A 13,645-nucleotide genomic window follows, 5' to 3' on the forward strand; every position below is an offset into this window, starting at 1 on the left:
TTTTGGCAGTAAATGGAGATGTTGATGTAACCATTGATATACAACGTCCTACGCCGAAAACAGGTTTGGGCAGGCCGCTTGTTATCGGGGCTGCTGCTGCGGCAACAGACTTTAAAATTTATTACGATTTGAACGCTATTTTGGAGGATTTTGCAAATACGACACCAATTTATAAAGCTGCTTACGCTCTTTTTAACCAGGAAGATAATTCTCCTGAGTCAATTGCAGTAATGCAGTACAAAACGGGTGATCCTATTGCTGATTTTCTACCAAAGATTTTCACGAAGGATTGGTATTATCTCCTTTCTACCAACCGTACATTGGCAGATGTTACGGCAATTGCTGATGCAGTGGATTTGGACAATTCACGGATATTTTTTACTGCTTCCAGTAGTAAAACAGACTTAGCAGCCATTAAAGCAAAAAAGTATTCTCGGACAGCAGTTATGTATCATGAGGATATAACAAATTTCCCTGATGCTGCTTGGGTCGGTGCAGTTGGTTCAAAAGAAGCGGGAAGCGCAACATGGAAATTCAAAGGGCTTAAAGGAATTGCAGCTATGGATATCACACGGACGGAACGCGAAGCTATACACGCTCTTGGGGCAAATACCTATGTAACCAAGGCAGGCGACGATCAAACGTCTGAGGGTAAAACAGTCAGCGGGGAGTACATCGACATTGTACAGTCCAAAGATTGGCTCACCCTGAATATTGAGCTGGGTGTCCAAAAATTGTTTTATCGAACTGATAAAGTCTCTTACGATAACGGCGGTATCTCTCAAATAGAGGCAGTGGTAAAAACCAACCTTATGAGGGCAGATAAACAGGGGATGATCGCGCATGACGATGATAATCTTCCGCTTTATGGAACTACATTTCAGACTCGGTCGCAGACCGATCCGGCAGACCGTGAACAACGGGTGTATAACGGCGGTAAGTTTCATTTTGAACTGGCCGGAGCGATTCACCAAACCAAAATAACTGGCTTGATCAAGCTGTAAAGGAGTTGATTTAATTGGCTACTACAACCACATATGATCCTATGGACCTCTCCGTATCAATTGGAGGGGTTTTTCTTACGGGGTTTAGCGAGGACTTGGTAGAGTGGGAAAAAGACGAAGATTCTAATACTTTCAAAGTCGGGGCGCAGGGTGATGTACTCGTAACCAAGGTGAATAACCCGCTCGCCACACTCAAAATCACATTGCTTGCAACAAGTCCGCAAGTGGCATACATGGACAAACTGGCCGTTACTGGTCAGGTCGTGGATGTCAGTGTAATTTACAACGGCACACCAAAAGAGACTATCACCAGTACGGCTGGGGTGGTCAAAAAGCCTGCTGCCCGTAAATATGGCAATGAGGCAGACGATAGAGAGTATGAAATCCAATTGACTAACCATGAAATTCTGTAATCAAACAACATAAATTTAAGGAGACGATAAATCATGGCGAATTTCAAACAAAAACAATACACTTCCAATATTGAAGGAAAGGAATATCTGTTCCAGCATCCAGGTGTCCGTGCAGTTTCTAAAATTAATGATGCGTCCAAAAATAAATTTGGCGTTTTGCAGGAAGAACGACTATCGGAAGAAATGCTCAAGCATGTAATTGTAAGTCCAAAGCTTAAAATTGACGACTTCGAGGAATATGACGAATATAGCGAAGTAATTAATGCAGCTTATGCATTTATCACAGGCCAAGACAAGGGTGAAAAAAATGACGATAAGCAAGCAGGAAGCGAATCGGAGGGCTAATGAACGTTGGAATCAATGGCGGCTTTTGTTATCGGATATGGGTGTCACCTACGGGGATCTTTTCTTGATGGATGACGATGATCTAGCAGAAGCAAACGCCGCTTTAGATATCCATATAAAACAGCAGGAACGTGCTGCAAATAAACCTAAGTGAGCGCCTATAAAGGGCGCTCTTTTTGTTGTGAGGTGATTGTATGGCCGGAGGCGTAATAGGTAACTTAATGTTTGCCGTAGGGTTTAAGGTCGCTGAGGGTCCTTTGCGCCGGGCTGAGGACCAACTTAACAGTTTACGTGGTGGCGTATTCGCTTTTGGTGCTGCGGCTGCTGCTGCAATGGGTGCTTTTGCTGTTGCATCTATAAAAGCGGCCAGCGACTTTGAAAAGAGTATGTCCCAAGTTCAAATGGCGACAGGTCAGACGGATCAGCAGATGCAGGCGACAAAGGATATAGCCCAAAACCTATACAGCCAAAACTTTGGCGAAAATTGGCAGGACCTTGGACAACAAATATCTACTACGGCACAAATAACCGGACAGACTGGAGCCGCACTGGAAAACACCACCAAGAACGCTATGTTGCTTGGAAAAGCCTTTGGTTTTGAAGTAGGTGAGTCAGTTAAAACCACTGATACCATGATGCGGCAATTTGGTATTACTTCCGATCAGGCTATGACACTGTTGGCGCAAGGAGCGCAAAAAGGGTTGGACAAGTCGGGGGAGTTACTAGATACGGCGAATGAGTATTCTAACCAATTCAAAAGCTTAGGATTCAGTGCGACAGAAATGTTTGATACTTTGGCTGCTGGTAGTCAGAACGGGGCATTCAACCTTGATAAGGTTGGGGATGCCGTAAAGGAATTTAACATCCGTTCTAAAGACGGTAGCAAGACGAGTATACAGGCCTTTGAAATGTTGGGACTAAATGCAGATAAGATGATGCATACATTTGCTGCCGGCGGTCCAGAAGCTAAAAATAGTTTTCAGCAGATAATGCGGATGATTGGCGACATAGAGGACCCTGTACAGCGTAATACTGTCGGAGTTGCTTTGATGGGGAGCCAATTCGAGGACCTTGAAGCAAAGACGATTACCGCAATGGGTACGACTAAATCACAATTCAATTCTGCTGCTGACACTATGGAGGAATTAAACAAGGTTCGATTTAAAGACCCAGCCGAAGCGTTTGGGATGTTTGGCAGGCAGATTGAAACCGGAATATTAATACCTGTTGGGCAAAAGCTGTTGCCTTACTTAAATAAGTTTGGACAATGGCTAACGGACAACACGCCACAAATAAAGGCTTTCGGGGCAGCGATAGGCGATAAGGTAGCGGCCGGGATAAATTGGATTACAGTCAAGGCACAAGAGTTATGGCCTACTCTACAAAATGTTGGTAATACAATCAAAAATGTAGGATCAGCAATGGTCGGATGGAGTGGGTTTAAACCTACGCTTATAGGTATTGTCGCGGCGCTAGTCACATATCGGACAGTAGTCACTACGATTACTATTGCTATGAAGGCATGGGCTACGTGGCAGAAGATACAAACGGCAGCGATTGTTGCTTATAATGCATCTGTAACAGCGATAACTTCCTTGACCAGGGTGTGGACGGCTGTTCAGACTGCATTTAACGTGGTTATGAGTCTTAACCCGGTTATGCTGATTGTTATCGCATTGGTGGCATTAGGAGTGGCGTTGGTAGTAGCTTATAAAAAGTCTGAAACATTCCGCAATTTTGTAAATGGAGTGTGGGCGGCTATCAAAGTCGGGTTTTCGGCCGTAATGAATTTTATTACGGTTACCATTCCTCAGACATGGGACAAGATCAAGAATGCTACGGTTTCCAAGTTAACAGCGGTATGGAACTGGATTACTAACTTGTTCAATTCTGTTGTGAATTTCATCGTACAGTGGGGGCCAAAACTGCTAATGGTTGTTGCTGGTCCATTGGTACTGGTAACTGGGTTGGTGATAACTTACTGGAGCCAGATAAAGGCGTTTACTGTGGCTGTTTTTATGGCTGTGTGGGCGTGGCTTGTATCTGTCTGGGCTGGAATAACCGGAAGTATTAGCGGGGCTGTATCGTCAATTTGGAGCCGGATAACAGGGGCATGGAACAACGTAAAGACCACCACGTCCAATGTATTCAATGGTGTGAAGTCTTTCCTGTCAAGCGTATGGAATAATATTCTTTCTACCATTTCAGCAACTGTTACAAATATCTGGAACAAAATCACGAGTATCTGGAATCAGATAACAGGATATTTAAAGGGGATCAACCTCTTTGATATCGGCAGAAACATAATCGAAGGTATGATAAACGGTATTAGCTCAATGGCTGACTCTGTGGTTCAAAAGGTTAAAGATATTGGTTCCAGTATTACGCAAAAAATCAAAGATATCTTAGGTATTCACTCACCTTCTCGCGTAATGATGGAAGTCGGTTTCTTCACGGGTGAAGGTCTTGCCCAAGGTATTGAAGGGACACAGGATCGCGTGGCGGCTGCTGCAACCGGCGTGACGGACGAGATTGTACCATCCACAAATAGCCCGATAACTGCACCAGCCCGCAAATTAGCCCCGGCTCGTGTTGGTGGAGGAGGCAGCGCAGGCGGGGCGATGAACATTAGTGTAAATATCGACCTTCGGGCAGATGCTTCAAGCGCTACGGTTGCTGGGGATGTAGCTGCCGAGGTACGCCGCCAAGTTCAAAAGATCTTAGAAGAAACATTCCGGCGTGAGGGATTTGTTTCACCGGAGGTGAACATATAATGGCAATGATCGACAGCCACTATGTATGGATAGAAAAGGAAAGCCCCACGTTCGATGTAGACATAACAAGCCAGCCCGTGGAAAAAGGAATAGATATGGTTGACCATGTGCAGCGCAAAGCCCGGACAATGCCCCTTAGTGGGGTTATATCCGGGCCGGATGCGGCGCGTGTGCTTACGTATCTTAAAAAAGCAAGTGACACCGGACAGATTGTAAAATATGTTGGTCGGACAGCTTTCACCGGGATTATATCCGGCCTAGCGACTGACCACGATTATACAAACGCAGACGGTTACGCCGTTTCATTTACTCTTACTGAGGTTATTGTCGCTCAATCTTCATACGTGGGCAAACTGCCACTTCCTGTTAAATCTCAGGCCGCTAAGATCGTTAATAGTGGCGTGAAGCAGAAGAAGGACAAGAAGAAATCAGGCAAAAAGGACAAGACCAAGAAAGGTAAAAAGAGTAAGGGCGAGGGAAAAAAGGAGAAGGAAAAAGTCCAAAAGGTTAAATTCAAGAAGGGTAGCCCGTGGGCTTAGGAGTGAATACGGATGGACTATGAATATATAGAAATTGAAAAGGAAAACATTCCTTATCGTTTCGATATTGAACTGGCTGAACAAATGTACACCTTCGAGGTTCACTATAATGCTGAAAACGACTATTTCACCATTGATTTAGAATTGGATGGGGAAGTGCTAGTTTACGGGGAAAAGATCGTATACGGCATACCGCTGTTCTACGATGTCCAGGATGATAGGTTCCCCAAGGTTCCTGTCGTGCCTTACGACGAATCCGAAAACAGTACAGCCGTAACATGGGACACGCTCGGTGTGAGCGTGTTTCTTTATGTTATAGAGGAAGAGGATGAGGACGATGCGTAATTTTGGACGTGTGATAGAGGTCTTGACCGCTGGTATGAAGTTTTCCAGCGATAAGTACAACATCGAGGGCAAGGTTCCGTTTGACAATGATACTCTTCCCAACGAATCAGAAATTAAAATTTGGAATCTAGCGGAGACAACTATAAACAATATCAAACGCGGCAAGGCGCTAATGCTGAATGCTGGGTATAAGGGTGATGTGGGTCTGCTGCTCCACGGCTACATATCCAACGTAGATACCGTTTGGGAGGGCGTGGACAAAATCACAACTATCCACGTTCTGGATAGCGAAGACCTGGACAAACGTGAGGTTAAAGAAATTGCTTTTGCGGAAAATACACTCGCAAGCAAGATTATTAAACAGATGGCAAGCTATATCGGCTTACCCATTGCTCAATTCAGCCTCAATCAAGATTATAGGTACCAGGATGGGTATACAGCCAAAGGCAAGGTAACGGACATTATAGCCAAGGTCGCCAAAGACTGCGGGACCAGCGTTTATATAAATAAAAATAAATTGTATGTGCGGAATTTGCGGAGTGGTGGCGACAATGTTTTTGCTGTTAATACCAAAACCGGGTTAATTGGAACGCCTGGGCGATTTGAGAAGGATGGGGCCAAGGGCTTTAACATAAAGATGCAACTTCAGCACCGAGTAACCACCGCAAGTGTACTTAACCTGTCCTATTCCCGTTTTACTGGGAAAGCCCATGTCCGCAGTGGTTCCCATACGTTTACCCGAACGGGAGACTTTACAACGGAAGTGGAGGCGATTTTATGAGTAAGGTCGATCCTGCCGCCGCTATGTCTGCCTTGTTGGATGGATTTTTGTCGAAGCTGTATACAGATTTTAATGTGGCCTTCCCGTGCAAGGTCGTAAAATTCGATCCTGTGAAAATGGTCGCCAGCGTGCAGCCACTTATCCGCACGGGCAACGATCAGCCAGCCATGATTCAAGCGGCTCCAGGGCTGGGCTTTCGCCTAAAGCCGAAGGATGGAGGTAGTGAACAAGAATACCTACCCGTTTATAAGCAGGGTGACGTGGTTTATGTGGTCGTTGCAGACAGGGAAATACGGAACGGGCTTGCTGGTGCGGTGGCTGCGCCTGATACGGCAAGGCAACATGATAGTAATGACGCGGTTATAGTCGGGATCTTCCCGGCTTCTTTTAGTTAGGGGGTGACGGTTTGCAGTCTTTCAGACTTACTACAGATGGTGACCTTGAATTTGATTCAAGTGGGAACCTGGTCATGATCGAAGGTGACGAAGAACTAGCACAGTGTTGTCGAATTGCTATTGGGACCAACGCGGGGGAATGGTTTCTGAATCCTGATATCGGTCTTGCTTTTCGTTTGTTTCTCGGGAAGCTCGCCAGCGAGGAAGAAATGCGGAATGAGCTTACCCGCGCGTTACTCCAAGAGGAACGAATAGAGAGCGTGGACGATGTTACATTTTCCGTTGACCGTGCGGCCCGGCTGCTAACAGTTACGTTCAAGGCAACCGGAACCAATGGCGAGATAATCCAGCAGGAAGGGGTGAGTATTAATGCTGGATGAAAAAGGGTTCAAGCGCAAGAGATTCGACGATTTGATAGACGAGATGGAAGACAAGGCCAAAGAGGTGTATGGGGACAAAATCAATACATCCGCCCTCTCTCCGCTGGGTATTATCTTGCGGATTTTTGCGTGGTTTCTTGCCACGGTTTGGGGGCTTGCTGAAAAGGTATATTATAGTGCCTACGTAAACACCGCAGAGGGAAGCAGTTTAGACCGTCTCGGTCCTCATGTCGGTGTATCACGTGCTCTTTCGCAATATGCAACAGGCAACGTAATCCTTACAGGCACCCCCGGTTACACAGTGTCGGCGGGTTTTTTAGTGTCAACAGATACAGATATACAGTATGAAACCACATCCGATGCCACTTTCCCAGCTTCCGGTAGTATGACGGTTCCCGTAGAAGCGATGGAGGCAGGGCTGTCTGGTAATGTGCCGGAAGGCACGGTTACAATCATCGTTAATCCAGTACCAGAAGTGACAGCAGTAAATAATACAACAGCGATCCTTGGCGGCAGGGACAAAGAAACAGACCCGGAATTTAGGGACAAATTCAGCTTATCCGTAGCTGGTGGGGGAAGTGCAACAGGCGATGCGATACGCGGGGCGGTGTTGCGTGTAACTGGAGTACGTGCAGCGGCTGTGATTATAAATAATAAAATCATTTCTGATGCTGCTGGCCGTCCAGCGAAATCATACCAGGTATACGCTCTTGGTGGATCAGATGCCGACATAGCCAACGCGATTTTATCCGTTGGAGCTGCTGGTATCGAATCTCACGGCGACATATTTATGCAGGTCAAAGACTTGAGTGGTAACCTTCAGCCGATTAAATTTAGCCGGGCTGAGGTTGTGCCAGTACACATCAAAATTCAGGTTTATAAAAGTACGGCCTACCCTTCAGACGGGGACGATCAAGTTAAATCCAAGTTGGTCCGGTTCATCGGCGGCGCGGATTTGGACGGTACGGTGTACGCTGGCTTGTCCATGGGTGAGGACGTTGTAATGATGCGCCTTGCATCTGCGGCTTATGCTATTGCAGGCGTGGAAGATGTCATTATAGAACTTTCCACAAATGGGGTGAGCTACGGACCGCATAATTTGGATGTGGACGTGCAACAAGTGGCTCAAACGTCTGCGGCGTGGATCGAGGTGACACATCATGACTTCTCCGGTTGACCTTATTAAAAAGCTGACGGATGTGTTTACCAAAAATCCTAACAGCAATATAGGAAAGCTTTTTACAATTGTAGCTGGCCCGATAAACGACTTAGAAACTACGTTCAAAACAATCGAAGAATGGCGAGATATCGACACTGCAAAGGGAACTACATTGGATCTTATCGGCGGAAATGTGGGACAACTTCGCGGAGCTGCTTCTGATGAAATTTACCGAATTATGATAAAGAGCAAGATAGCCCGTAACCTGTCCAAAGGGGATGTAAACACGATTATACGGGTTATTGCTCTTGCAGTTGGCGCAGATTACAGCGAAATTAAGATTCAACAGAAATTTAGTGATCCGTTAGACCCGGAACCAGCGGCATTATCTCTCATGCGTCTGCCTTTAGAGAAGCTTAATGAATCCGGCATAGAGTTGTCGCAATTCGTACAGATAATCCAAAAAACGGTTGCTGCTGGCGTAAGCGTCCAGAGTATTGAATTGGCAGGGTCATTTGAGTTTGGTGGTTTACCGGAGGAAGTAGACCCGGAACGCGGCTGGGGTAGCGTGGACGACCCAAATATAGGCGGAAAAATGGGTGCAGTGTTTGAACCGGGAACGTCAACAGACTTGCCTATATAGAAAGGAGATAATCATGTCATTTTCCAGTAAATTGCCTGAATGGTTTGCCACTGGTCTTGAGCCGAACGCTTCACAGAAATTAACCGGATATCAAGTAGGTATTAAGCCTCCGGCACAGTGGTTTAATTGGCATTTGAACACATCATATCTTGCTCTTAAAGAGCTACAAGAAAACGCAGTCCATAAAGAAGAAATAGAATCGCGCTTTAACACAATAAATACCAAAACGGTTACGCTGAATGCAGGTGTACAGATACTTAACGCTGTGAAGGCAGCTCCGTTTTCATTGTCCGGCGTAACCGGGCGGATGTTGGTGAACTTGCTGGGCCGTATGGGAAACTGTGAAAGCGTGGGGCTGTGGTCCTCTAACACGACTATAGCAGTTGATACAGCCAATAAAACCAGCGGGACCAGCTCATTTAAAATTACTCTTGGTTCTGTACCTGCTACAGCTTCAGCAAGCTTTTTAACCATGCCAGGACGAAAATATATTGTTGTTGCCGATGTGAAAAACGGTAATACCAGCAAAGTAGCCATATCCATAAACGGTATTGCTGGTGCAGTTGGAAATGAGGTTACATCGTCCTCTGTTTTTGCACCGTCTGTTTTGAGATTTGCGGCAACGGATTATTTTCACATCCTAACTATTACAGGCACAGGCAACAGCGGAAGCACGTTTAATATGGATTCTGTCCGCGTCTACGAGATAAGTGACGCAGACTATGCAGCAGCGGCAACACTTACGCCCGCTCAGGTAGCTGCTAAATGGCCTTACGTAGACAGCGTAATGCCTGTACGGAATCCATATGCTATTCGGTACGGTGAGAATCTTTTGCCGAGTTTTTACGAGTGGTCGGCAAAACAAGGAACACCAACCATAGCGAATGAAAAAAGTGTTTCGGTAACGGTTGATAACAAAATAGTACACACCGTATCGCCGTTAGTGCCTGGACAAAAGTACACTGTATCAGTTCAATCCGGCGGGGCGACTGGTAGAATTACAGTAACGGATGAACCAGAATCTGCTATTGTTGTTGAAGCGTCAGGCTCAGGGTTGTTGAGTGCCACATTCACGGCAACGAGCCGAGCTGCTAATATCCGTTTACTAGGCACGTCATCGACAGCCGTTACAATGTCAAACCCCATGCTTAACATCGGCAGCACAGCCAAGCCTTTTAAGCCGCGCGAAGACTCAATGTTAGCGTTGCAAGCAGACCTGTACGCCGATCCGGTTACAGGGGCTAATGCAGATACAGTTTTTGAGCGTGACGGACAATACTTTAAGTCCAAGAAGTGGCATGGGGTTACGTTAGACGGGAGTTTAGCATGGGTACAAGGCGAGGGCGGCGCTACTAACGGGAATAGACAGGTTAAAGTGTCGGGTCTATCGGCTGGAGCGGTTGCGGGTAGCGGCATTGGTACAAAGTTCGATGGTAAGATATTGCCGCAAGGAAGTACAGGCAACACACCTGATTCAAACGCTGTCACAGCAGCTGGAGAAATTTACCTGGGTATACCGATTGCAGACAGTGGATGGGCAGACAGCTACGGACCATCGCAAGACGACATCAAAGCCTACTTCTACGGCTACAAAGTCTATGATGCTAATACCATAACGCCAGCGCAAGCGCAGGCAGCGACAACAGCTACGTGGAATGGTACAGGCACTAAATATTGGGTTCAGCGTGTGGGCGCGCCTAACTTCACGCAATCCGTACCGACACAAGCATATGCAGGATACACACCGTACCAACTCGTATACCAGCTTGCAACGCCTACTGTGGAGCCTATCGTATCCGAGGGACAACTAAGTTTTGTTGAGGGTGATAATCAGGTTGAAGTAGGTACGGGGATCGTATTGCGAGAACCAGCTAGGCCAAAACTGCATACTAATGGATTTTATTATATCAATAATTCCAACGTTGCTGGGACTAACCTTGTGTATTCTGTCAGCAAGGTTTTGGGAGTATACAACGGGTTAAGGCTTGATACGCCAAGATGGGCGCTTTATGTAGGGAGTGGCAGCACTAACGGCGTGACAGCCGAGGCATCCGCCGCTAACTATGACCAAGCAGCAGCCTACAGTGTTACGTACCTTATGCTTGATCGTTCGCCAGTCGTACCATTTACAGGTAACTATGCAGCTAATGAAAAAACGCTGCTTGCAGACTTGGTGGACAGTGTACAGCAGAACACGGCGAGGCTTTCGGTGGTGGAGAACAAGAAGGCTGACAAAGATAATCCTGCATGGATTACGCCTATTTTGCTTAATGCTTGGATTAACTATGGTGTGAACGATGAAACGGCGGGGTTTTTAAAGGATTCCCAGGGTTATGTTCACATTAAGGGTACAATAAAACTTGGAGCGCTCAATGTTCCTGTATTCACCTTGCCTGTAGGGTATAGACCTAAAGCAACATTGAGGTTTACGATTAACGCAACGAATAAATTTGGGGCAATGAGAATCGGGGCAGATGGTGCAGTGATTATGGAAACAGGCGTGGATGGGACGTATGCGTCTTTACAGATACCGCCGTTTTTAGCAGAACAATAAGGGAGGGAACACCATGAAAGTAGTTCCTAAAGTAAATATAGACGGCCTCTACATAGAGGTGGTAGAAGTGGACGATGCCTTTTCCGGTGTCGTCCCTTTTTATGCTCAGCCAGATAACACTGATCAGGACGAGGGTGCCGAACCAAAAAAGCCGGAGCTTGTAGGCTATACGGTGGGTGTACCGATTACAACGCCGGGTCTGTACAAGCCGAAGTTTGATCTTGCTGCATGGAAGACTTACGAGAGTGCCGTATACGAGGCACAGGAAGCGTATATATCAGCATTGGATGACTGGCAGGCTAAGGGAAGGGCAGAAGGGGAACAGCCTGTATATGTTGCTCCTAAGCAGCCAAACAAGCTATGGATTGAGGGGCTTACACCGGAGCAAATAGCAGAGCTAACAAAGCCAGCTACGCCGGAACAAAGTGAAACTGATTTGCTCCGTCAACGCCTGTCCGATCTGGAATTAGTGCTTACGGAAATCATGCTAGGTAAATGAGGGGAGGTGAATGAATATGGCAGCTATGTCTATGCCGCGTGTTCGTATTTGCGCCAATGCTTGTATTACCCGGTATGAGCGTGGAGAACGAGGAATTGAAAATGTCGTTGATAGTTATCAAATGGACGATGAAAATCGTAACTTAGTGTTGGCTGAGATTTATTCCAAGCGTCCAGACCTTGCAGCCGATCCAGTACCTGAGCAACCGAAAGAACAAGTGTAACCAGCGCACCCAAAGGGTTGCGCTATTTTTGTGCCCTCGGAGTGGTCGAGGGCTTTTCTCTGCACCGGAATAATTAAGAGAATATTTAACGGAATAATTTACACGGATTTTGACAAAGGTCAGGAAACTTTTCCTGAACAGAGAGACGGGGGAGAACGATGGACGACAGATTAACACAAATCATAAAAGGGGCGGCGGCGGGGTTTGGGGCGGTTGCTGGCTACCTATTTGGAGAGTGGAGCGTCATGACACATTTGCTTTTTATTTTCGTAATTGCTGACTGGTTGAGTGGATGGGCGGCAGCATGGATTAACGGGGAATTGAAAAGTAGAAAGGGTTATTACGGAATTGCCCGAAAGGTGGCCATCTTTCTCATTGTTGTAGTGGCCCATTTTATTGATGTAGCGTTAGGCAACCTCAACTATTTTCAAAACGCCGTTATCTTTTTTTACCTAGCCAACGAACTACTATCCATTATTGAAAATGTAGGGCGCATGGGTGTGCCGATGCCGGATGTACTCAGGAATGCGGTCAAGATTTTTGAGTCACGTTCACAAGTGCCACCTAATCCAAATATGCCAGAGCCAAATCCGGAAGACAAAGACCAGCAGAAACCTGCTGTATAAGGGGAGAACAAGATGCAAGCGAGGAAAAATGGTAATGCAAAGGGGATCGACGTATCCCGTTATCAAGGAAAGATTGATTGGAAGGCGGTCAAGGCTGACGGTATTTCATTTGCCTTCATCAAGGCCAGCCAGGGGCAGCGTTATGTTGATCCTACATTCACCACGAATGCAAAAGGAGCCAGAGCGGCCGGGGTATTGTTGGGAGCATACCACTTTGTAGACGCAATCAGCGTTGAGGCAGCCAAAGCGGAAGCGCGGCATTTTGCAGAGGTATTGGAACAGGTAGGGGGTGGGAAATCACTGGACTTACCTCCTGTGATGGACTATGAAAACAATCCCGGGAACTTGTCTAAAACACTTATTAGTGCTGTAGCTTTGGCCTTCCTGCTTGAGCTGGAGAGACTTACAGGACGCAAGCCCATTATCTATACAGGCAATGCATTCGCAGCTAATTTTAACGCCTCATTGGGCGGTTACCCACTATGGATAGCCCGGTATAGTGATACTCGCGTCCCAAGCGATACAGTGACGTGGAAACGTTGGGATATTTGGCAATACAGCGACAGCGGCAAGGTAGCAGGGATAAAAGGGAACGTGGATATGAATGAGTATGATGGTACAGCGGACGAACTGCGCGAACGGTTCACAAAAGGGTCTGAGCAGCCGGAGACAGTCGCGTTCGGTTCATTAGTCGTAAATGGCAAACAGACAGGGAAGATGCTGCTCTTTGATGGCAGGACATATGTACCGCTGAGGGTGCTTGCTAATGCTATGGGGGTGTCATATCACTGGGATAATGCCCACAAGGAAGCTTATCTAAACGGAGCCAAGCTGCAAATGGTCCAACTTGTACAGGGTACCGCATACGTACAACTCAAACCTATTGCAGAGGCTTACGGCGCAGTAGTGTCCTGGGATTCAAAGAACAAAATCGCATCGTTGAAAACGAAAGGGGATAAATAATC

At 46.5% G+C, this 13,645-nt stretch carries 17 protein-coding genes; all 17 read left to right on the forward strand.

Annotated elements, in window-relative coordinates:
* Positions 1-2 precede the first annotated feature (2 nt).
* Complete coding sequence (locus HFE01_RS01595) at positions 3-1,004, forward strand: DUF3383 family protein (RefSeq protein ID WP_167438236.1); 1,002 nt, start codon at positions 3-5, stop codon at positions 1,002-1,004.
* 14 nt (positions 1,005-1,018) lie between these two features.
* A complete protein-coding gene (locus HFE01_RS01600) occupies positions 1,019-1,417 on the forward strand; it encodes a phage structural protein (protein ID WP_019686501.1) in 399 nt (132 codons plus the stop codon).
* Between the two features lie 33 nt (positions 1,418-1,450).
* A complete protein-coding gene (locus HFE01_RS01605) occupies positions 1,451-1,762 on the forward strand; it encodes a hypothetical protein (RefSeq protein ID WP_019686502.1) in 312 nt (103 codons plus the stop codon).
* The gene (locus HFE01_RS01610; RefSeq protein WP_147288162.1) at positions 1,725-1,916 is read left to right on the forward strand and encodes a hypothetical protein; all 192 of its coding nucleotides are present in this window, start codon (positions 1,725-1,727) and stop codon (positions 1,914-1,916) included. Before HFE01_RS01605 ends, HFE01_RS01610 begins: the two co-directional genes overlap by 38 nt.
* Positions 1,917-1,956: 40 nt before the next feature.
* On the forward strand, positions 1,957-4,536 hold the full coding sequence (locus tag HFE01_RS01615; RefSeq protein ID WP_167438235.1) for a phage tail tape measure protein: 2,580 nt from the start codon (positions 1,957-1,959) through the stop codon (positions 4,534-4,536).
* On the forward strand, positions 4,536-5,075 hold the full coding sequence (locus HFE01_RS01620; RefSeq protein WP_167438234.1) for a phage baseplate protein: 540 nt from the start codon (positions 4,536-4,538) through the stop codon (positions 5,073-5,075). The genes HFE01_RS01615 and HFE01_RS01620 overlap by 1 nt, the downstream gene beginning before the upstream one ends.
* Before the next feature lie 12 nt (positions 5,076-5,087).
* Positions 5,088-5,420, forward strand: coding sequence for a phage baseplate plug family protein (locus HFE01_RS01625; RefSeq protein ID WP_167438233.1), 333 nt, complete (start codon positions 5,088-5,090; stop codon positions 5,418-5,420).
* A complete protein-coding gene (locus tag HFE01_RS01630; RefSeq protein WP_167438232.1) occupies positions 5,413-6,201 on the forward strand; it encodes a phage protein in 789 nt (262 codons plus the stop codon). The genes HFE01_RS01625 and HFE01_RS01630 overlap by 8 nt, the downstream gene beginning before the upstream one ends.
* Positions 6,198-6,596, forward strand: coding sequence for a Gp138 family membrane-puncturing spike protein (locus HFE01_RS01635; RefSeq protein WP_167438231.1), 399 nt, complete (start codon positions 6,198-6,200; stop codon positions 6,594-6,596). The genes HFE01_RS01630 and HFE01_RS01635 overlap by 4 nt, the downstream gene beginning before the upstream one ends.
* An 11-nt stretch (positions 6,597-6,607) precedes the next feature.
* Positions 6,608-6,976 (forward strand): DUF2634 domain-containing protein, encoded by a 369-nt coding sequence (locus HFE01_RS01640; RefSeq protein ID WP_167438230.1) that lies wholly within the window; start codon positions 6,608-6,610, stop codon positions 6,974-6,976.
* On the forward strand, positions 6,966-8,153 hold the full coding sequence (locus HFE01_RS01645) for a baseplate J/gp47 family protein (RefSeq protein WP_167438229.1): 1,188 nt from the start codon (positions 6,966-6,968) through the stop codon (positions 8,151-8,153). Before HFE01_RS01640 ends, HFE01_RS01645 begins: the two co-directional genes overlap by 11 nt.
* Positions 8,137-8,778 carry a hypothetical protein gene (locus HFE01_RS01650; RefSeq protein ID WP_167438228.1) on the forward strand — a complete coding sequence of 214 codons (642 nt, stop codon included), beginning with the start codon at positions 8,137-8,139 and terminating at the stop codon, positions 8,776-8,778. The genes HFE01_RS01645 and HFE01_RS01650 overlap by 17 nt, the downstream gene beginning before the upstream one ends.
* Positions 8,779-8,791: 13 nt before the next feature.
* The gene (locus HFE01_RS01655) at positions 8,792-11,332 is read left to right on the forward strand and encodes a hypothetical protein (RefSeq protein WP_167438227.1); all 2,541 of its coding nucleotides are present in this window, start codon (positions 8,792-8,794) and stop codon (positions 11,330-11,332) included.
* A gap of 13 nt (positions 11,333-11,345) precedes the next feature.
* The gene (locus HFE01_RS01660) at positions 11,346-11,831 is read left to right on the forward strand and encodes a hypothetical protein (RefSeq protein WP_167438226.1); all 486 of its coding nucleotides are present in this window, start codon (positions 11,346-11,348) and stop codon (positions 11,829-11,831) included.
* 16 nt (positions 11,832-11,847) lie between these two features.
* Entirely contained in the window at positions 11,848-12,054 is a 207-nt protein-coding gene (locus tag HFE01_RS01665; protein ID WP_142611826.1) for a hypothetical protein, read from the forward strand.
* A gap of 158 nt (positions 12,055-12,212) precedes the next feature.
* Positions 12,213-12,680, forward strand: coding sequence for a phage holin family protein (locus HFE01_RS01670; RefSeq protein ID WP_167438225.1), 468 nt, complete (start codon positions 12,213-12,215; stop codon positions 12,678-12,680).
* A 12-nt stretch (positions 12,681-12,692) separates the two neighbouring features.
* A complete protein-coding gene (locus HFE01_RS01675) occupies positions 12,693-13,643 on the forward strand; it encodes a GH25 family lysozyme (protein WP_167442846.1) in 951 nt (316 codons plus the stop codon).
* Positions 13,644-13,645 lie beyond the last annotated feature (2 nt).

This window comes from Paenibacillus sp. EKM10P, from assembly GCF_011800655.1.
In the GTDB taxonomy this organism is placed as follows: domain Bacteria; phylum Bacillota; class Bacilli; order Paenibacillales; family Paenibacillaceae; genus Paenibacillus; species Paenibacillus polymyxa.